This window comes from Sulfitobacter rhodophyticola, assembly GCF_041281685.2.
Taxonomy (GTDB): domain Bacteria; phylum Pseudomonadota; class Alphaproteobacteria; order Rhodobacterales; family Rhodobacteraceae; genus Sulfitobacter.
In genome coordinates, this window is the sequence record NZ_CP166251.2 from 245,922 (window position 1) to 265,298 (window position 19,377).

20 protein-coding genes and 1 tRNA gene are annotated in these 19,377 nt (G+C 60.3%); 12 read left to right on the forward strand and 9 right to left on the reverse strand.

From position 1 onward, the window contains the following. Positions 1-197 precede the first annotated feature (197 nt). Both AB4X18_RS02240 and AB4X18_RS02245 read right to left on the reverse strand, forming a co-directional pair. A complete protein-coding gene (locus tag AB4X18_RS02240; RefSeq protein ID WP_432817047.1) occupies positions 198-1,016 on the reverse strand; it encodes a DUF2189 domain-containing protein in 819 nt (272 codons plus the stop codon). Between the two features lie 264 nt (positions 1,017-1,280). After that, positions 1,281-2,180 carry a LytTR family DNA-binding domain-containing protein gene (locus tag AB4X18_RS02245; protein WP_370402079.1) on the reverse strand — a complete coding sequence of 300 codons (900 nt, stop codon included), beginning with the start codon at positions 2,178-2,180 and terminating at the stop codon, positions 1,281-1,283. 51 nt (positions 2,181-2,231) lie between these two features. On the opposite strand from AB4X18_RS02245, the gene AB4X18_RS02250 reads away from it, so the two are divergent. Beyond that, entirely contained in the window at positions 2,232-3,125 is an 894-nt protein-coding gene (locus AB4X18_RS02250; protein WP_370402080.1) for an ABC transporter ATP-binding protein, read from the forward strand. After that, positions 3,122-3,853, forward strand: a complete 732-nt coding sequence (locus AB4X18_RS02255; RefSeq protein ID WP_370402081.1) for an ABC transporter permease — start codon at positions 3,122-3,124, stop codon at positions 3,851-3,853. Before AB4X18_RS02250 ends, AB4X18_RS02255 begins: the two co-directional genes overlap by 4 nt. A 544-nt stretch (positions 3,854-4,397) precedes the next feature. On the opposite strand, the gene AB4X18_RS02260 is transcribed toward AB4X18_RS02255, so the two are convergent. Next, positions 4,398-4,487, reverse strand: a tRNA-Ser gene (locus AB4X18_RS02260). Positions 4,488-5,029: 542 nt separating this feature from the next. Here AB4X18_RS02260 and AB4X18_RS02265 point away from each other — a divergent pair. Further along, positions 5,030-5,278 (forward strand): hypothetical protein, encoded by a 249-nt coding sequence (locus tag AB4X18_RS02265; RefSeq protein ID WP_370402082.1) that lies wholly within the window; start codon positions 5,030-5,032, stop codon positions 5,276-5,278. 137 nt (positions 5,279-5,415) lie between these two features. Here AB4X18_RS02265 and ychF read toward each other — a convergent pair whose 3' ends face one another. Beyond that, on the reverse strand, positions 5,416-6,513 hold the full coding sequence (gene ychF, locus AB4X18_RS02270) for a redox-regulated ATPase YchF (RefSeq protein ID WP_370402083.1): 1,098 nt from the start codon (positions 6,511-6,513) through the stop codon (positions 5,416-5,418). Between the two features lie 167 nt (positions 6,514-6,680). On the opposite strand from ychF, the gene trpA reads away from it, so the two are divergent. Further along, positions 6,681-7,472: a tryptophan synthase subunit alpha gene (gene trpA, locus AB4X18_RS02275; protein ID WP_370402084.1), complete on the forward strand. Its 792-nt coding sequence runs from the start codon at positions 6,681-6,683 to the stop codon at positions 7,470-7,472. A gap of 3 nt (positions 7,473-7,475) precedes the next feature. Here trpA and AB4X18_RS02280 read toward each other — a convergent pair whose 3' ends face one another. Both AB4X18_RS02280 and AB4X18_RS02285 read right to left on the reverse strand, forming a co-directional pair. Beyond that, on the reverse strand, positions 7,476-7,925 hold the full coding sequence (locus AB4X18_RS02280) for a MarR family winged helix-turn-helix transcriptional regulator (RefSeq protein ID WP_370402085.1): 450 nt from the start codon (positions 7,923-7,925) through the stop codon (positions 7,476-7,478). Then, on the reverse strand, positions 7,918-9,024 hold the full coding sequence (locus AB4X18_RS02285) for an Acg family FMN-binding oxidoreductase (protein ID WP_432817048.1): 1,107 nt from the start codon (positions 9,022-9,024) through the stop codon (positions 7,918-7,920). The genes AB4X18_RS02280 and AB4X18_RS02285 overlap by 8 nt, the downstream gene beginning before the upstream one ends. 143 nt (positions 9,025-9,167) lie before the next feature. Here AB4X18_RS02285 and AB4X18_RS02290 point away from each other — a divergent pair, with 143 nt between their 5' ends. The 3 genes from AB4X18_RS02290 to AB4X18_RS02300 all read left to right on the forward strand — a co-directional run bounded on the left by AB4X18_RS02290 (position 9,168) and on the right by AB4X18_RS02300 (position 11,875). Beyond that, the gene (locus AB4X18_RS02290) at positions 9,168-10,334 is read left to right on the forward strand and encodes an alpha-hydroxy acid oxidase (protein WP_370402088.1); all 1,167 of its coding nucleotides are present in this window, start codon (positions 9,168-9,170) and stop codon (positions 10,332-10,334) included. 65 nt (positions 10,335-10,399) lie between these two features. After that, positions 10,400-11,020: a hypothetical protein gene (locus AB4X18_RS02295; RefSeq protein WP_370402089.1), complete on the forward strand. Its 621-nt coding sequence runs from the start codon at positions 10,400-10,402 to the stop codon at positions 11,018-11,020. Positions 11,021-11,203: 183 nt separating this feature from the next. Then, positions 11,204-11,875 carry a 50S ribosomal protein L25/general stress protein Ctc gene (locus AB4X18_RS02300; RefSeq protein ID WP_370402562.1) on the forward strand — a complete coding sequence of 224 codons (672 nt, stop codon included), beginning with the start codon at positions 11,204-11,206 and terminating at the stop codon, positions 11,873-11,875. Positions 11,876-11,969: 94 nt separating this feature from the next. On the opposite strand, the gene AB4X18_RS02305 is transcribed toward AB4X18_RS02300, so the two are convergent. After that, complete coding sequence (locus AB4X18_RS02305; protein ID WP_370402090.1) at positions 11,970-12,749, reverse strand: universal stress protein; 780 nt, start codon at positions 12,747-12,749, stop codon at positions 11,970-11,972. A 209-nt stretch (positions 12,750-12,958) separates the two neighbouring features. Next, the gene (locus AB4X18_RS02310) at positions 12,959-14,053 is read right to left on the reverse strand and encodes a Hint domain-containing protein (protein ID WP_370402091.1); all 1,095 of its coding nucleotides are present in this window, start codon (positions 14,051-14,053) and stop codon (positions 12,959-12,961) included. A 163-nt stretch (positions 14,054-14,216) separates the two neighbouring features. On the opposite strand from AB4X18_RS02310, the gene pth reads away from it, so the two are divergent. The 5 genes from pth (at position 14,217) to AB4X18_RS02335 (ending at position 18,627) form a co-directional block, all read left to right on the forward strand. Next, on the forward strand, positions 14,217-14,906 hold the full coding sequence (pth, locus tag AB4X18_RS02315) for an aminoacyl-tRNA hydrolase (protein WP_370402092.1): 690 nt from the start codon (positions 14,217-14,219) through the stop codon (positions 14,904-14,906). Next, complete coding sequence (locus tag AB4X18_RS02320) at positions 14,903-15,946, forward strand: DUF2332 domain-containing protein (protein ID WP_370402093.1); 1,044 nt, start codon at positions 14,903-14,905, stop codon at positions 15,944-15,946. The genes pth and AB4X18_RS02320 overlap by 4 nt, the downstream gene beginning before the upstream one ends. Then, positions 15,946-17,109, forward strand: coding sequence for a serine hydrolase domain-containing protein (locus AB4X18_RS02325; RefSeq protein WP_432817402.1), 1,164 nt, complete (start codon positions 15,946-15,948; stop codon positions 17,107-17,109). Before AB4X18_RS02320 ends, AB4X18_RS02325 begins: the two co-directional genes overlap by 1 nt. 6 nt (positions 17,110-17,115) lie before the next feature. Beyond that, the gene (locus tag AB4X18_RS02330) at positions 17,116-17,499 is read left to right on the forward strand and encodes a DUF2237 family protein (RefSeq protein WP_370402094.1); all 384 of its coding nucleotides are present in this window, start codon (positions 17,116-17,118) and stop codon (positions 17,497-17,499) included. 228 nt (positions 17,500-17,727) lie between these two features. Beyond that, positions 17,728-18,627, forward strand: a complete 900-nt coding sequence (locus AB4X18_RS02335) for a lysophospholipid acyltransferase family protein (RefSeq protein WP_370402095.1) — start codon at positions 17,728-17,730, stop codon at positions 18,625-18,627. An 8-nt stretch (positions 18,628-18,635) separates the two neighbouring features. Here AB4X18_RS02335 and AB4X18_RS02340 read toward each other — a convergent pair whose 3' ends face one another. Further along, on the reverse strand, positions 18,636-19,334 hold the full coding sequence (locus AB4X18_RS02340) for a DUF1223 domain-containing protein (protein ID WP_370402096.1): 699 nt from the start codon (positions 19,332-19,334) through the stop codon (positions 18,636-18,638). Between the last annotated feature and the right edge of the window lie 43 nt (positions 19,335-19,377).

A 19,377-nucleotide genomic window follows, 5' to 3' on the forward strand; every position in this document is an offset into this window, starting at 1 on the left:
ATAAACAAGATGCCTGGGAATTGGGAAAAGTCGAACAGGCTTGGCGTTCAAACGAAAGGCTGCCCAAATGAGGTGAAAGACCGAAACTTGAGCGCGAAAAGACCAGATATCTGCAGCGCGGTGCCATGGGAGGCGACAAACGGCAGCTCTGAGCATCGTTACAATTCAAATGTCCCTGATAGTTCAAACGCCCCCAATCACCCCCCCACCGGCGGCACGGCCCGCTGATAGAGATGCCACGTGGTATGGCCGAGGATAGGCAGCGTGACGATCAGGCCCAGAAACGCCGGAACCATCGATACCAGCATCGTGACCGAAACGATCACCGCCCAGGTGAGCATGACCACCGGGTTTTCCCTGACGACCCGAATGGAGGTCAGCATGGCTGTCACGAAATCGGTTTCCCGGTCGAGCAGCATGGGCATCGCAACGACGGTCACCGAGAAAAGGACAGCCGACAGGAATGCCCCGACACAGGTGCCAATCGCCAGGAAGGTCCAGCCCTCTGATGTGAAGAAGACGGTGTTCAAGAACCCCTCAAGATCCGAAAAGGATGAATCCTGCAGGACGATCACCAGCACTGTCCGGAACTGATATACCCACACCCAGAATATGAACAGTGTGACAAAGGCCATCCAGCCCAACTCTCGCTTGCGTTGATGGGCCATGACAGTCAGGATTTCGGACCAGCCGAAACGCGTCCCTTTCTGCAACCGGCGGGACATTTCATAAAGCCCCGCAGCAGCGAATGGTGCTACCAGCGGAAAGCCGACAATGGCGGGAATGATCATCCACGTCTTGCCGAGCCAGACCAGGCCCCAAACAAACAGAAGGCCGAAAAGCGCGTAAAAAAGCCCGAAGAAGCCGCTCATGAAGGGGCGCGCCACAAAATCGGACACCCCGGCCTTCAGCGATGCGGTGATATCATCCGCGGTGACATTGTTGGTCTTGGGCTGGGCCCGCTGCAGCGGTGTCAGATTGCCTGACGGTGTGGGCTCTTCTTTCCTGGATGTCATGTCATTGCCCTCCTCAAAAATGGCGCCGCACGATCCGCCTGCCAACACACCCGGCGGTAAAACAGACACCCCAGCTTAGCATAGAAATTCGCAGCTGGAGAGGGATTGGGGCGACATGGGCTTAGGGTGGCTCTGTCCCGCGTTGGGCGGGTTCGAACAACTTGTGACCTGCGCGTGCGTTCGAACGGCGGTTTCGGCGGGAGGGGATGAAAGTGCGACGACGGCAGATGAAGTTTCCGCAAGGGCCACCTGTCGTCTAACGCCCTAGCTATTGTCAGAGACCGTGCCTGTCTTGGCTTCCGTCCGGTTTTGCAGCGCTGCGTCAAAAGCTGCGCGATAGCTGCGACCAACCGGAACCTGCTGGTCGTTTGTCATTGTGATTTCCAGGCCATTTGCGCCCGGTCCAATCCGCAGGACATGGGACAGGTTCAACACCCATGATCGATGGACGCGTACACAACCATGGCCTTCAAGCTGGGCAACAGCATCACTCAAACGGGTCAGTATCATTGCAGTGCCGTTCGGTGTCGTGACTTCAACATAGTGATCCTGCGCCCTGACCGTGATGATATCCTGGCCGAGGTGCTGGGGGATTTTTCTGTGGAAGGCGGACAGTGCAGGCGATGCGATTTCTTTCTGCGGTTTTTGCGGGATTTTCGCTGCTGGCGGGTCAGGATCCAAAAGTCTGATCGCCAGGTTCACCGCAAGCGTGACCGCGATCAAAGGGGGTGCGACGCTGATGACAAGCGAGAACGGTGTCGCCCAGTCACGCCAGCCTTCCTTGAAACCCGTCACCATGCCTTCGGCAAGGTAAAGCGTCGCGATCACGGGCAGAACACCAGCAGCGCCCGCGAGGATCGCCACCACTGCCCAATTCCAATTGCGATGGGCCGTCAGTCTGTAAGCGTAGATCGACAGAAACGTCATCAGCACCCCGGAGCAAAGCAGGGCAATGCCCCAGTACACCAACCGCTCTGGAAAGCTCAGACGTTCGAGTGTGAAATACGGACCCGCCATCGCAGCCAGCAAAACCGCTGATCCGTTGATGATCCAGAAAAGCGGCCCGGTCAAAGTCGCCCGTAGTTCGCGAAGCGCCAACGACATTGGCGTGTGGTTCGCGTTGTTTTCCGGGGGTTTTGCGAAGTCAGGCTTTTGGTCGCTCATGGTCCAATGAATAAGGCTCCCAAACGATTTCACAAGTCCCGAAGGAAGCTTATGTCTTCAGAAACAAACAAGAACGCACTCTGTGCAACAGGGTTGTCCAAACGGTTCGGCAAGGTGCAGGCCGTGGCCAATATCGATTTGACCGTGGCACCGGGCGAAGCTGTTGGACTGCTGGGTCCGAACGGTGCCGGTAAATCTACGACGCTTTCAATGCTGATGGGTCTGCAATGCCCGGATGCCGGACATATAACGATATTTGACCATCCTGCGGGAAGTAATGCAGCGCGTTCCGTTTGTGGTGCGACGCCCCAGTCGACGGACCTGCCGGATCAGCTGACACCGCGCGAGATCCTGTTCTACACCGCCTCACGGTATGGCACGCAGCCAAACGTCGATGAGCTTGTCAGCCGCTTCAGGCTGGAACAGCTCATCGACCGTCGTGTCGCGGGCTTTTCCGGAGGGGAACTGCGCCGCGTCGCTTTGGCGCTGGCCTTTGTGGGCAATCCGAAACTGGTCTTTCTGGATGAACCGACCACAGGGCTTGATGCGGCATCGCAGGAGGGCTTTCAGGAGACCGCACGGGCCTATGTGCGGCAGGGCGGCGCGTTGATCCTCACGTCGCATCACTGGGATGAAATCGAGGCGATTTGCGACACCATTGCGCTGATAGATCAGGGTCAGACGGTCTTGACCGGGCGGATGAATGACATGAGGGCAAGGGCGAACGTCAATCGGCTTACATTTGGTTTGCCAGACGCAACGGTGCCACCCGAATGGATGCGGGCCCGCCACGATGGTTTTTCGTGGTCTTTCGAAACAGACGACAGCGATGCCGTTTTGCGCCGCATGGTCAAGGACAGACTGCCCTTCCAGGGACTCAGGCTTGAACCCTTGAAACTCAAGGAACTCATTGATCGCATACGCCAAGAGGAGATCCGCCAATGATCCGCCACCTGTCTGCCGAAAGCGCTTTGACGCTCCGGATTCTGTTTCGCCAGCCCGGCTTCTGGATCCCGACTGTTTTGTTCCCGGCCATGCTTTACGCCTTTTTTGGTGCGAACAGCGGCGGTCGCCAATGGGCGGCCAATGCCATGGCCTCTTTTGCGGTCTATGCTGTCTTGGGCGTTGGGTTCTTCCAGTTTGGCGTGAGTGTTGCGCAAGATCGCGAAAGCCCGTTTGCATCTTGGCAAAGGACCCTGCCGGGCCATGCCGCCTATCAATGGATCTCTCGCATTCTCGCCTCGCTTGTTTTCATCGCCATTGCTGTTGTGCTGGTGGTCCTTCTTGCGCTGTTGATGACGGATACGCGGCTGGAAGCGGCGGCTTGGCTGCGTTTGGCCTTCGTTTGCATGATCTGTTCCGTGACGGCGACCTTCATGGGGATTGCGCTTGGTTCAGTGTCCTCCGCCCGGGCGGCGGTGCCCGTTGCAAATCTTGTTTATCTGCCACTGGCATACCTTGGTGGCCTTTGGGTGCCGCCGGTGGCCATGCCCGCAGCGATCAACGCAATTTCACAATGGACACCGACCCGCGCGATGGGCGAACTCAGCTGGGCTGCAATCAACGGCACCGCATGGGACGCCGGATATCTGTCCTTGTTGCTTGGCTGGACCCTTGCTGCGGCGGCTGTGGTGATCGTTGCGCAAAAGGGCATAGGGACGCGAGGCGCTTAATAACGCGCCCGAAGAAGTGTAGAATTGTGGTGGATGAGGCCCAAGGTTTGTTTGAGCGCGGCGAGAAAGAACGCGGTCAAAGGCGCAGCCGCAGCGAAAGCGCGCATGGTCCGCAGTTTGTGAGTTCGAGCAACTCGAGATCGCGCACATGCAGCGAAGGATTGCAAAGCCCAATGCCATCGCACCGACGTTTCCGGCGTTCAATATTTTTTCACTAGATGGCTAAAATCGCCATGGTTTATGGCCGAAAAACCACCGCGCCGTCTCGGTCTCTGACTGCCGAACGGGGCCCAACGCAGCTTCGATGTCGTCAGGGAGTTTTTTCGAAACCGCCATGTGTCCAAGTTTAGGGAATGCATATCCGTCAAGCGTCCGTATCTACTGATCAACATGCGTTCCGTTATTGCTGTGGTTCTGAAACTTGCGCTTACGCAATTGTCCCCCATCGAAGACCGGAGAATTGGGGCCACTCGTTGATGCAACCTGTCAACAGCCAGAAAATATCGGAATTTTTTGAGCCCACCCCCGTTTGTACTGGGGTTTCTGGCGGAGACGAAGGGATTCGAACCCTCGAGACGATTCCTCGCCTACTCCCTTAGCAGGGGAGCGCCTTCGACCACTCGGCCACGTCTCCACCTGCCGCTATACAAGGGGGATTCAGGGGGGAACAAGGGCAAAACAGCGTAAATGCGAAAAAACCGGGCTTGATGGAAATCTGCGCAGGCTCTCTGGCTTTGGTCATCAGCGACCCAGACCCGCAGCGGTGGTGAAGTCTGTCTGCACACAAGGCTGCGGTGTGCGCCAATCGGGGGCGGCTGGCATTGTGGCGCGTACGTGGAATATTCTGGCTGACATTGAAACCTTTCTCACAGGACGCGCGCAGGCGGCTTGAATTGGCCCGTTTGCCCCGGCAATCACCGGGTCCAACGGGCGGGAAACTCATTCTGCATGCCGCCGAAGATCGGTGCCGTCCTGCGTCACCCCCTCCCGCATCTATCTGAAAGAACAGCCCAAATCACCTGAGGTTGACCTTTTGCCCCGTGCTGGAGCCCAAGTGTTTCGAACCAACACAGTCAGGTGAAAAGACGTGCGTTGAGTGTGTTCACGCGCGCGCCCATCTTGGTCTTACCACTACCCGGGGTGTTGCACGCACCCTTTTCAAAGAAAGGAAAAGCCATGAAACTTCTGCTCACCACAGTCATCGCCGCAGGTCTTGCGTCCTCGGCCATTGCCGGAACTTCGGGCGGCACGCAGGATCTGCGCATCGATGCAACGGCTGGCTATCTGACGGACAAGGCTCTCACCACACCGCGCACCAGGGCCGATGTACAGCCGCGGATATCGACCCGCAACGCGGCCAAGCGCAAGCCCAAGTACGCCTACAGCAACCCGCTGGGGGTAGGTCCGAACAACGACAGCCGGTGATTGGCGGCTGCTGATCACGTGCTGCCGGGCCCAACCTTGTCGCTTTCCGCATTGACGGGCCGACGCTCGGACGCAGCAATAACGGTGCCTGCCATCGCCCTCTGCGTCAGCGGCGCGATGGCAGATGGGTAATTCTGTCAGGTATTGAACAGGAAATGCAGCACATCGCCATCCTTGACGACGTATCCCTTGCCCTCTGCCCGCATCTTGCCTGCTTCCTTCGCAGGCCCCTCGCCGCCCAGTGAAACGAAATCATCATAGGCAATCGTTTCGGCCCGGATGAAACCCTTTTCGAAATCACCATGGATGACACCCGCCGCTTTGGGCGCGGAGGTGCCCGTCTTGATCGTCCACGCGCGGGCCTCCTTCGGACCGACGGTGAAATAGGTCTCAAGGTGCAGCAGGTCATAGCCTGCGCGGATCAGCCGGTCGAGGCCCGGTTCGTCGAGGCCCATTTCAGACAGGAACATCTGGGCCTCATCCGCCTCCAGCTGGCTGATCTCTTCCTCGATCTGGGCGGAGATGATGACGTGGGCGTTGCCCTGGGCGGCGGCCATGTCGGCCACCTTGGCCGAAAACGCGTTGCCCTCCGCAGCTTCTGCTTCACCGACGTTGCAGACATACAATACCGGTTTGGTCGTGAGCAACTGCAGCATACGCCAGGCTTTCGCGTCCTCAGCGTCGACCTCGACCACGCGGGCGGGTTGGCCTGCTTCCAACGCCTCAAGGGCCAACTTCATCAGGCGTTCCTGTTGCACGGCTTCCTTGTCGCCGCCGCGCACCTTGCGGACGATGTTCTGCAGCCGCTTTTCAATGCTTTCGATGTCAGCCAGCATCAGTTCGGTATCAATGGTTTCCGCATCCGCCACCGGGTCCACACGGCCTTCGACGTGGGTCACGTCTCCATCCTCGAAACAGCGCAGCACATGGGCAATCGCGTCGACTTCGCGGATGTTGGCGAGGAATTGGTTGCCAAGGCCCTCGCCCTTGCTGGCCCCTTTCACCAGCCCGGCGATGTCCACGAAGGTCATGCGCGTGGGGATGATCGATTTCGATGCGGCAATCGCGGCAAGTTTGTCGAGCCGGTCGTCGGGCACGGCGACCTCGCCCACGTTGGGTTCGATCGTGCAGAAGGGAAAGTTCGCGGCCTGCGCGGCAGCGGTGCGGGTAAGCGCGTTGAAAAGGGTGGATTTGCCCACGTTCGGCAGGCCCACGATGCCCATTTTGAAACCCATGATGTCTCCGCCTCGCGTCGGTGTGGATGATGTTGCGGTGCACCTGCCACAAGCGGGCGGGCAACTCAACATCTGTCGTGGATATGTCTGGTGGATGGAACACACGCCCCATTGATTCTGCCCGCCCGAATGGTGCATGGGGGTCTCAAGACAGAAGGATGGCGCCCATGACCCGTATCGACGACAAATTTGCAAAGCTGAAAGCCGAAGGGCGCAAGGCCTTCGTGGCCTATGTGATGGCCGGGGATCCGGCGTATGACACGTCACTGGAACTGGTGCGGGGCCTTCCGGGCGCAGGTGTGGATATCATCGAACTGGGTCTGCCCTTCACCGATCCGATGGCGGATGGGCCGACGATCCAATTGGCGGGCCAGCGGGCGCTGGAAGGCGGGATGACACTCAAAAAGACGCTCGATCTGGCGCGGGCGTTCCGCGAAAAGGATAACGAGACGCCGATCGTGCTGATGGGGTATTACAACCCGATCTATTCGATGGGGGTTGATACCTTTCTCAAGGCCGCGTCAGAGGCGGGTGTGGACGGGTTGATCATCGTGGACCTGCCTCCCGAAGAGGACGCGGAGTTGTGCATCCCCGCGCAGGCGGCGGGTTTGAATTTCATCCGGCTGGCGACCCCCACGACGGATGATGCGCGCCTGCCCGCGGTGGCGCGCAACACCTCGGGCTTTGTCTATTACGTGTCCATCACCGGGATCACCGGGTCGGCCGAAGCGGACGCAGGCGATGTGGCGCCGGAGGTGACGCGCATCCAGGCCGCATCAGGTCTGCCGGTGGTCGTGGGCTTTGGTGTGAACACACCTGAAAAGGCCCGCGCCATCGCATCTGTCGCAGACGGCGTTGTGGTCGGCTCCGCGATCGTGTCGCGGATTGGCAAGGGGGATGCCGTTAAGGACGTGCTGAAATTTGTCGGTTCATTGGCGGATGGGGCGCATTCGGCGTGATCCTCACGGATCACGTGCAGCGTCCATGACGGTACGCAGGTCCGTCAGGACGGGTAGGATCCCGATCAGCTTATCGGCGTCGAGCTGCTCAATCAGCATCATCATGTCGGGGGCGAGCGTGGTAAGCGTCTGTTCAAAAAGCGCCTTGCCCTTTTCGGTCATCCACACCGTTTTGGAGCGGCCATCGGCGGGGTTCGGTCTGATCTCGATATAGCCGCCCTTTTCGAGGCCTTTCAGCGTGTGGGTCATCGACGTTTTGGGCACCTGGAACGCGCGGGCCATGTCGATGGGCACCGCGCCGTCACCCCGCACATTCAGATGACTGAGAACCGCATAATGCGGCGCAATCAACCCCTCGGGCAGCCGCGCCTCAAGACGGGCGCGGGCCAGTTGTTCGATGATGCCGATTTCCCGGAACAGGGCGAACAGGGTTCGGACATCGGGCTCAGGCATTGATCAATTTTCTTTCCAACGGCCAGCGCGGGGTGCGCGGGGTCGACGGACCATAGCCCAGCCTTCCCAGCATTTGAACTGTATGTTCGGCGGGTGCAAGCAAGGCGTGCGCACTGGCATAATGCGGGGCCATCTCGGGGTATTCCTGCAAGGCCTGACTGACCGGGTGCAGGGCCAACCCTTTGGCCGTGGTCGCAAGGTTAAGCCGCAACCAGCGGCGACCGGCATCGACCTGATCGGCGCGGGTGTTGGTCGGTGTCGTCAATACCGCATAGGCCGGGGTCGCGTGCAGCATTGTGCGGTAGAGTTCCACACCCTGTTTGAAGCCACTGCTTTCAGGATCGTTCTGCACCTCACGACTTAGCACACCGGCAAGCATGAGGGTTTCAAGAAACGGTCCACCCAGATCGATGCCATCAGGGTTCGCGTTGATCTCTGCCTTGCCAAAGCGCATCAGATCGACGCTTTCCTGCATGGTGCGATGGGTGAAGAATTCGACCTCCATGGCTTCCCAGGCCAGCGTCTTGAGCGTTTCAACGGTGGGGGCATCGGTGTAGATATCGGCAAAGCTCTCCAGTTCATTGGCAAGCGCAGAGGGGACCGGGCGGTCTTCAAAGGGCTCCTTGCAAGATCGGCGATCCATGATTTGTGCGGCCAACGGATCGGGCGTGGCCCCGGTCCGGAAGATCGCATGGGCAACCGGGCCGCCTTCGCCATCGGGGAACAGCGTCAGGTCAACGGAATGCCCCCCTGCCCCCGCAGCCAGCACCATTTGTTCCAGAAAACACCCCATTCCGATCATGATCTGGCGATCGAACGGATCGGTCTCCGGCAGACGGCGGGTCGGATCGTGGTGCAGTGTCAGGGCGTCTTCCCCCTCCAGCGCGACCTGCCAAGGTTGCAGGTTATGAGGGTTCGGAGCCAACAGCGCAAAACTGAGCGCGTTCAGGCGCGGATCGGCATAGGTGCCGGCCAGTTCCCACGGACGCTGCGCCACCTGCGGCGTGCGCGTTGTCAGAAAACCTGCAGCGGCTGCGCTGGCGGCAAACACGGTGCCCCCACCGATCAGTGCCAACGTTTTGCGTCGGGACAGGGTCATGTCATTCTCCTTTGTTGTGTATCATATGGTGCGATATTGAACTATATACGGTGCGATATCGTACCAATCAAGCCTTAATCCGCAATTGACTGAAAAATCGGTTATTGGTAAGAAAAATTTACCAAAAGAGGAAAGGCGCGCCAATGCCCGTCATTACCACCATCGACGATCTCAAACGCATCTACGAACGTCGTGTGCCGCGCATGTTCTATGATTACTGCGAATCCGGCAGCTGGACGGAACAGACCTTCCGCGAAAACACATCCGATTTCGAAAAGCTGCGCCTGCGGCAGCGGGTGGCGGTGGACATGACCGGCCGCAGCACTGCAAGCCAGATGATTGGGGAAGATGTCGCGATGCCCGTGGCGCTGGCCCCCGTGGGGCTTACGGGCATGCAGCACGCCGACGGAGAGATCAAGGCGGCCCGCGCGGCACGGGATTTTGGCGTACCCTTCACCCTGTCCACGATGTCGATCAATTCTATCGAGGACGTGGCCCAGGCGACCAAGGCGCCTTTCTGGTTTCAGCTCTATACGATGAAGGACGACGATTATATCAGCCGCCTGATCCAGCGCGCAAAGGACGCAAATTGCTCCGCGCTGGTGATCACGCTGGATCTGCAGATCCTCGGGCAGCGGCACAAGGATCTCAAGAACGGGTTGTCCGCCCCGCCGAAACTGACCGTCAAAACCATGGCAAATCTGGCAACGAAATGGGCCTGGGGCCTTGAGATGCTGGGGGCCAAGCGGCGCGAATTCGGGAATATCGTGGGCCATGTTCACGGGGTCTCCGACGCGTCATCACTGGGGGCCTGGACAGCGGAGCAGTTCGACCCCGCGCTCGACTGGGCCAAGATTGCCAAGTTGAAAGAACAATGGGGCGGCAAGGTGATCCTGAAGGGCATTCTGGATGCCGAGGACGCCAAGATGGCGCTGAAAGTCGGCGCAGATGCCATCGTCGTGTCGAACCACGGCGGGCGGCAGTTGGACGGGGCGCTCAGCTCCATTGCGTCGTTGCCTGCCATTCTGGATGCAGTCGGTGACAAGGTAGAAGTCCATATCGACAGCGGGATCCGGTCCGGGCAGGACGTATTGAAGGCGCTCGCGATGGGGGCCAAGGGCACGTATATCGGGCGGGCGTTTGTCTATGGCCTGGGCGCGATGGGTCAGAAAGGCGTGAAAACCGCGCTGGAGGTGATCCACAAGGAACTCGACACCACGATGGCCCTGTGTGGTGAGACCAACGTCGCAGATCTGGGGCGGCACAACCTGCTTGTGCCCAAGGATTTCAGCGGCGACTGGCAGGCCTGAGGCCGGGCGCGGGCGCTGGATGATTTGGTACTGACAAGGCCGACAGGGCGGGGCATAAACGCGCCATGCTGATCTTCCTTCCGTCCAGGCTGGCCTTTCTGGCGACCCCGAAAACCGGCACAACCGCCGTTGAGACCGCGTTGAAATCGCAGGCGGAGATCATCTTTCGCGGCAGCCGGAAACACACGCCTGCCATGCGGTTCCGCCGCAAGGTGGTGCCGTTCGTGGAAAACACCTTTGGCGTGCAGCTTGAGGGGGTGGCGGTGATGCGCGACCCCGTCGACCAGATCGCAAGCTGGTTTCGCTATCGCAGTTCGGATCGGCTGGAAGGCTCCCCGCTCAGCACGGCAGGGCTCAGTTTCGAGCAATTCGTGATGGAGGTCATCGACGATGATCCCCCGCCCCGTGCGCAGATTGGCAGTCAATTCTCGTTCATGACCAACGGCGACGGCAAGGTCATGGTCGACCACATCTTTGCCTACGAAAGCCAGCCTGCATTCCGCACATTCATGGCGGACCGGCTGGGCAAGGGGTTGAAGTTCAAGGCCAAGAACGTCTCTCCGCCGGTGCGGACCGATCTGAGCAATCAGGCAGAGCAGCGGTTGCGCCAAGCCCGCGCGGCAGAATTCGCGCTTTACGAAGCTGTCGTCGCGACCAAAGGGCATCTGCACACCCCGCTGCCCTGACCCCGCGCAGGGCGTTTCACGCGGCGACGGGCGTGCCCGCGCTGCGGGTGCAGAATCCCCCTTTTCACATGACCCAAACCTGTATAGAGGAAGCGCTTCACGCGGGACGACTCTTTATGGGCGCCCGCAAAAAGCGGGACGACAGCCTTGGAGGCGTCCCGCCCTAACCAATTGGAGACTAAAATGGCCGGAGAGATTCCAGATCTTGAAGCCCAGGTACGGACGGGGACAGGCAAGGGCGCCGCTCGTCAGGCACGCCGCGATGGCATGGTACCGGGGATTGTGTTCGGAGGCGACAATGATCCGCTTCCCATCAACATCCCGTTCAACAAACTGCTGACAATGCTGCGCAAGGGCCGGTTCAAGTCCACCCTGTTCAACATGAAGGTCGAAGGTCATGACGACGTGCGCGTCATCTGCCGCGACGTGCAGCGCCACGTGGTCAAGGACCTGCCCACACACGTGGATTTCATGCGCCTGAAGCGTACCACGAAGATCAACCTGTTCATCAACGTCGAAGTCACCGGCGAAGAAGAATGTCCTGGCCTGAAAAAAGGTGGCGTTCTGACGCTGGTCCGCCCGGAAGTCGAACTGATCGTGACGGCGGCAGATATTCCTGAAAGCCTGGTCATCGACATCTCCGCCCTGGAGATTGGCGACAACCTGACCATTTCAGACGTGAGCCTGCCTGAAGGTGCCAAGCCAACGATCGACCGTGACTTCGTGATCGCACAGGTCTCCGCACCATCCGCCTTGGCTTCCCAGTCCGATGACGAGGACGAGGACGGCGAAGAGACAGCCGCAGATGAGGTCCCCACAACCGAGATGGGCCCACCAGACGGTGAAGAAGAATAATCATCAGCCGCATGGCGATGTGGGAAGGGCTGCGCATGGCGCGGCCCTTTTTTTGTCCGGGGGAGCAGTAGAGGATACGACCGGCCGGATTTCGTCATTTTGCCAGCATTAGATCGCAGGGCGGATTGCGGATGAGACCCGCAGACAAACTGCCAAGAATGTAACGGCCCGCGTTTGAGCGTGTATGCGCACCAATTGCAAGCAGATCAAAGCTCTTGCCATCCATCAACTCATGCAATGCATCCACCGCAGTGCCTTCGACAAAGGTTGGAGGCGGCAGATTTTCCGGTAAGACATGCATGGCCTGCCAGGTTTCATAATCCCGCTCTGCTTCCTTGCGAAACGAGATTTCGTGGGCGTGGAAGAGGTTCAGTTCCGCTTTTGGTGCGACCATCCCGATCTTATGCAGGGTTGCTGCACAAACTTTGGACAGATCCACGCCACCTAGTACCCGTACATAGGGATCATTTCCGGGTGCCATCGCAAGCAGAACCGGGACGCTGCTGGATCGGATAATGTGTTCCACCGTGGTTTCACGTACTTGGTCAAAAAATTTGCGGCGGCGGTGGATACCAACGACCAGAAGATCGGCGTTGGTTTGATCAACAACCTCGTTCACCGCTTCAAAGACGTCACCGGTGACGACTTTGATATCTGTGGTGACATCGCTGCCTTCCATTTCCTGTGCAACCTGATCGGACAGCAATGCGTTTGCTCCGGCCAATAACTGATCTGACAGGCCTGACGGCATGGAATCGTCAACAACATGCACCACAGTCAGCCGCGCCCCGCTGGCGGCCGCCAGATTGATGGCACGCTGCACAGCTGGTTCGGACCGTTCGGACAAATCGCTCGCCACAACAATGTTCTTCACTGGTCTGCACTCTCCTGCATTTGGGTTTCCGGATGTCCCTCCGAAATAAGCAACCTTTTCATCGCCACAAGACGTTGTCGTTGTGGATTGGATCCATATCGACGATGCCCAATTGGGCTGATGTCATGCTAGCCCGCGGCACGCGCGCGAACGTCAGACAGCGCGGGCTCGGTACAGGCGGGCACGGCATCGGCCGCCAGATCCGCCTCTCATCGCAGGCATGCGGTGTTGCGCCCTTGCAGCGTTGACACCAAACGCGTCGCCTCCGCCTTGTTCAATTGGCGGCGCGCACGGGGCCCGTATCCCGTTGCGCCATGCTGCCGCAGCGCCGGAAACAGCGATTCGATCTGTCGTCGCATGGCGGGGCCGACCATCTTCAGGCCGGTGACACCGGGATAGAAAGTTTCCGACCACGCCCCTTCGGCACGGATGACCTCGTGACGGTCACACAGCAGACTGTAGTAGGTGACATCGCGCTTGCCCTGCATCACCCGAATACCATCCAGCCCCGTCAATCCCTTGGCGGAGACAAACGCTTCCCGCTCGTTGACCAAATCCTGAACCAGCGGGCCGCCGATCACCAGCCGGTGCTGCGGTGAGACGATAAGCCTGCGACGAGGCAACCCACCGCCCAGACGCCCCGCCTTGATCTCGATCGGTTTCTGCTTGTGGGGCCTGTCCCCAAAGCAAAGCCGCCGCTGGCCGATCCAGCGGATGGGCCGCGGCCCATGATCCGCCGTAAACAGCATATCGCCCACGCGCAGGTCTTCAACTTTGACATCCTCTCCGCCGCCCGTGGTGATCAACGTGCCAGCCGCGTAGCAGACGAATTGAACATCGTCGAAGGCCGATTGCATCAGGGCCGAATAGACGCCCGGTTTCGCGGTTGAAAGGGTGATGCTATCAATCGGCTGGGACGCAAGATCGGTTTCGCTGTCATGGGCGGCCAGAAAAACATCGCCGTTCTGCATCTGGGTGATGATCAGGTCCGAAAACGCCTGCGTTGATCCATCGGCAAAGGTGACGGACCCGCTGTAGGCCAGCATGGTGTCGATGACTTGCGTCGTTGGCCCGCCACCGACGTCATAGCTGAACGTGCCGCCGCCACCCGCATGATCGACGTTGATGAAATCATCCGTGCTGTCGGAATCGATGATGGTGCGGTCCTGGGAAAGCGGATTTGCCGGGCTTCCATAGGTGCCCAGCAAGCTGTTGGGGGATTCAGGTGTGCTGTTCCCTTCGTCCGTGTCGATGTCGGCGAAACTGCCAAGATAGATCGCTGAAAGATTGACGTTATCTGCCATGGGTTTCCGGATGCTGACCTGCCCCTTTGGTCGCATTCAGAGATTAACAATCCGTCATCGCGAATGGTTCGTTCTTCATCGGCAATTCCCCGGCACCCACACAATCCGCATTTCCCTCCTCCCTCGCGCTCGCTACACTGCACCAAGCGAAAAGGGAGACCGCATGAAACTGATCGTTGGCCTTGGCAATCCGGGCGCGAAGTACGCGCGCCACCGGCATAACATCGGGTTCATGGCGCTGGACCGGATCGCGGCGGATCATGGCTTTGCCCCGTGGAAGGGCAAGCATCAGGGCAGCGTCAGCGAAGGCCGCTTTGGCTCGGACCGGGCGGTGTTGCTCAAGCCCGAGACGTACATGAACAACTCTGGCCAATCGGTGCAGGCGGCGATGCGGTTCTACAAGCTGGAGCCGACGGATGTGATCGTCTTCCATGATGAGATCGACCTCGCCCCCGGCAAGGTCAAATGCAAAAGCGGCGGCGGGCATGCGGGGCACAATGGGTTGCGATCCCTGCATGCGCATATCGGCCCGGAGTATGACCGGGTGCGGCTGGGTGTCGGGCATCCAGGCCACAAGGACGCGGTGCCCGGCTATGTCCTGCGCGATTTCCCCAAGGCGGATGAGGCGTGGCTGGACGATGTCCTGCGCGGGATCAGCGACGGGATGGCAGAACTGGTAAAGGGGGACACGGCGAAGTTCCTCAACGCCGTGGCGCTGCGGGTTTCACCGCCCCGGTCCGGGACCGGCACCAAGGGCGGCGCATCAAAGGCGAAGACCGAAGCACCGCCGCCAGAACCCGTCCCGGAGGAAAGCAAGTCGGCCTTGCAGCGGCTCGTGGCGAAGTTTCGATGAACCTGAGCGACGCATTTCGCGCACAGGCAGAGACCTGCAGCCGCATGGAGTCTCCCTTTATGGGGCAATTGCTGGGTGTTTTGGCCGAAGACTGGCCGCACGACAGCGCACTGGGGCAGAAATTTGCCGCCTTCGAAGGTGATATCGGGCCTGCAGGCCATTCCTTGCCCTTGCGCATCGCGGGCGGTTTGCACGCGCTGGTCCTGTCGAACGCGGCACCGGGGCTGGCCGCGCTTTATCCCCCAGCCAAGGTAGCGGATGCCGACCTGAGGACTGGCGTGCGCGACGCGCTTGCCGCGCACGAGGCGTTCTTGCTGGACTGGACCGACAGCCCGCCCCAAACCAACGAGGTGCGCCGCTCCGCCGCGCTGATTGCCGGGGCACGGGTGGCGACAGCCGCCTTCGAACTGCCGATCTGGCTGAGCGAGCTTGGCGCAAGCGGTGGTCTGAACCTGATGTGGGATCATTACGCGCTGGAAATCGACGGATTGCGCTTTGGACCGGATGTGCCTGCCGTGATCCTTTCTCCGAAGTGGAAAGGCCCCCTGCCCCCGCAGAACGCCCCGGTGATCGCGGAACGCGCAGGCGTGGATCTGAACCCGCTCAACCCGAAGGACGGAGAAGACCAGCTGCGGCTGATTTCCTATCTGTGGCCCGATCAACCCGAGCGGTTGACGATGACGCGGGCGGCAACTTCGATTGCGCAGGGCGCAGTCGTGAAGGCCGATGCGATCGACTGGCTGGGCCCCCGCCTGCACAGCGCGCCGGAGGGGCATCTGCACCTGATCCAGCACACGGTAGCATGGCAGTATTTCCCGGCGGCAGCCCGCGCCAAAGGCCGCGCCCTGATCGAGGCCGTGGGCGCACAGGCGACCGCAAATCGCCCGCTGGCGTGGCTTTCGATGGAAAGTGACGGGGATACCACCGGCAAGATCGGCGCGGCACTTGTTCTGCGGCTTTGGCCCGGCGACATCACCGTCACGCTGGGGCGCGCCGACTTCCATGGCCGCTGGATTGACTGGAGTTTTGAAGGATCATGATGCGCAGTATTCTGAAATGGGCCTTGCGGCTGATCGTCGTTCTGGCGCTGGCCATCGGTGCCGTTGGCATCTGGAAGCAGGAAGAAATCAAGCGCCTTTGGGCCGTGCGGACGTTGTTCATTGAAGAAAAAATCGTCGGCAACTTTTCGAACATGGGGGCGGCATTTCTGTCGACCGGGGTGCCGCGCGGGGATGGTCCCACGGTTGATCTGCCTTACGGCGCGGAGACGGAATTGCCTGCCAGCGTGGATGCGTGGGTCAAGGCGCGCAATGTGACCGCGCTGGTGGTGCTCAAAGACGGGCAGATCGTCTTCGAAGAATATTATCAGGGTACGGGGGCCGATGATCTGCGCATCAGCTGGTCCATGGCCAAAAGCTTCCTTTCCGTCCTTGTCGGCCAATTGATCGAGGATGGCACGATTGAAAGTCTCGATGTGCCAGTCACGCAATACGCGCCGATGCTCAAGGGCGGCGCCTATGACGGTGCGTCATTGCGAGACGTGCTGCAAATGTCCAGCGGGGTGGTCTTTGACGAGGATTATCTGGACCAGAGTTCGGACATCAATCGCATGGGCCGGGTGCTGGCGCTGGGGGGCAAGATGGACGCATTCGCCGCGGACCTGACCGAAAGCTTTGCAGCGCCGGGGACGCAGTGGCAATATGTGTCCATCGACACGCATGTGGTGGGCATGGTGGTGCGTGGTGCCACGGGCCGACCCATTGCCGACCTGCTGAGCGAACGGGTGATCGCGCCCCTGGGGCTGGAACATACGCCCTATTACCTGACGGACGGGGTCGGCACGGCCTTTGTGCTGGGGGGCCTGAACCTGAGCACGCGGGATTACGCCCGGTTCGGTCAGATGATCGCACAGGGCGGCCATTGGCAGGGCCGGCAGATTGTATCGGAAGACTGGATCGAGGCGTCCACGATGCCAAGCGCCCCGACGGCTGAAGGCAAGATCGGGTATGGCTATCAATGGTGGATCCCTGTGGGTGCGGCTGAGGGAGAATTCATGGCCCGTGGCATTTACGGGCAGTATATCTATATCGACAGGAGGCGCGGTGTGGTGATTGCCACCAATGCCGCTGACCGCAAATTCCGCGAAGCAGGCGTGGCCGACGCCAATATCGCCATATTCAGAGAGATCGCGACAGGATTGTGAGGACCAATGGAAGCCGATGAAAGCGTCAATGTCTTGGGAGAACCGCTTGCTCTGTGCGGTACGGATCCGGTGACCGGGTTCTTTCGCGATGGCCATTGCAACACCTGCGATGCCGATCAGGGCAGCCATACGGTCTGCGCGGTGATGACGGCAGAGTTTCTGGCGTTCTCCAAGTACGTCGGCAATGACCTGAGCACCCCGAACCCGACCTTTGGATTTGCCGGTTTGCAACCCGGTGATCCCTGGTGTCTGTGCGCGGGCCGCTTTCTGCAGGCGGCTGATGAAGGCTGCGCGCCGAAGGTGCATCTTGCCGCGACCCATCAAAGGGCGTTGGAGGTGGTTCCGCTAGAGGTCTTGCGCGCCCATGCACTGGATGCGGCGACGGGTTAGTACCGGCCGCTGTCGTGGGGCGCATGGTGTGCGGCAGCGCTTGAACTGCCCCGTCCCGCCCTCGCCCGCAACCCGCCTTTGTCGGTCAGCCGTATCGCGGGCGGACTGCCCCGTCCCGCCCTTACCCTCATCCGCGCAACATTGCACCCCGCACACACTTGACCGCACTGCCCTTGTTGGCCCCCGACGCGCGGGCTATGAGTTGGGCCACACTGCAACCGATGGTCTATGTCCGCTTCTGATGTGCCCCCTTCCCCGCTGCTGCGCCGCTTCGGCCACTATCTGACCAATGCGCTGATCGTTGGTGTGATCGGGCTGGCGCGGGCGTTGCCCTACGGTTTGCGGGTCCGGTACGTCGGGGCGCTGGTGCAACATGTGCTTGGCCCGGTCGCAGGCTACCGGCGGCGCGCGTTGGAAAACCTGAAACTGATCTGGCCCGACATGCCCGCAGCCCGACGCGCCGCCATCGCGTCACGCTGCCTGAACAACGTCGGTCGCACCTTCATCGAGAATTACTCAACGCGGGATTTCCCCAACCGCATGAAACATCTGACCCCGGAGGGACCCGGCGTTGCCGCGCTGGAACAGGCCGTGGCCAAGGGCCAGGCGGTGATCCTTGTGACCGGGCACTTTGGCAATTACGAAGCCACCCGCGCCGCACTTGTGGCGCGCGGCTATGACATTGGCGGGCTCTACCGCGACATGAAGAACCCCTATTTCAACGCCCACTACGTCAAGACCATGGAGGCTTTCGGCGGTCCGGTCTTTCCCCAGGGGCGACGCGGCACCGCCGGTTTTGTCCGGCACCTCAAGGATGGCGGGCAACTGGTTTTGCTGTTCGATCAGCATGTACATTATGCACCGGTGATGGATTTTCTGGGCCAACCTGCGCGCACGGCGCTGTCAGCCGCGGAACTTGCGCTTCGCTACGATGCGCTGTTGATCCCGTTCTACGGCATCCGCCAGCCCGATGGCCTGTCCTTTGATATCCTGCTTGAAGCGCCAGTGCCGCATACGGACGCGCATCAGATGACCCAGGCGCTGACCGACAGTCTTGCCGCGCAGATCAAAGCGCATCCAGATCAATGGTTCTGGGTGCACCGCCGCTGGCGCGCACATGAGCCGTAGCAGAGGGTCTAGCGCAGCCGCGCCGCAGCGCGGATGGGTCCCGCCTTGCCCGACTGCAGGATCACCACCGTCGGAAGCGCACCCGCTGCCGGGGCATCGATCGACAGGGGCGCGGTGCCATCCCATGTGCCCAGCACCTGCCAGCCTTCGACGACATTGGCATACCGCAGGGTCTTGCCCGCGTTCTCCCCGCGCTTGATCTGTGTTGTCCGCTCTGGCGTGTAGCGCATCATGTGCACGGTCAGCGGCTCGGCGGGATCCGCAAGCGCCCGCGCCTGAATACGGACCATGTCCCCGCGCCGCTCCAGCTCAAGCGCCACGGCGGATGCCTGGCGGGCGTGTTTGGCAATTGCCTCGCTCAACTTCATGGGCTTGGCGCCAACGATATCGGTCTGGCCCTGCACGATCATCTCCGGCGTATAGATCGTCCGCCGCTGGCCCGCCGCGGCATAGGCACGCTGCCGTTTGGTATGCGCGGGGCTGGCGAATGGGTCCTTCCAGCCGATGTAGTCCCAGTAATCCACATGAAGCGCGAGGGCGATCACATCATCCCGATCCGCCAACTCGTGCAGGATCGCATCCGCTGCCGGACAGGACGAACACCCTTGCGAGGTATAAAGCTCCACCACGACGGGGTTGTCCTGCGCGACAACAGGCTGCGCCCAGGCAAGCGCCATGGCAAAAAAAGCGAGGACAAAGTGTTTCATGTGATTCCAGATTTTTCACTTGGTGCTATGGCATCTAGCGACC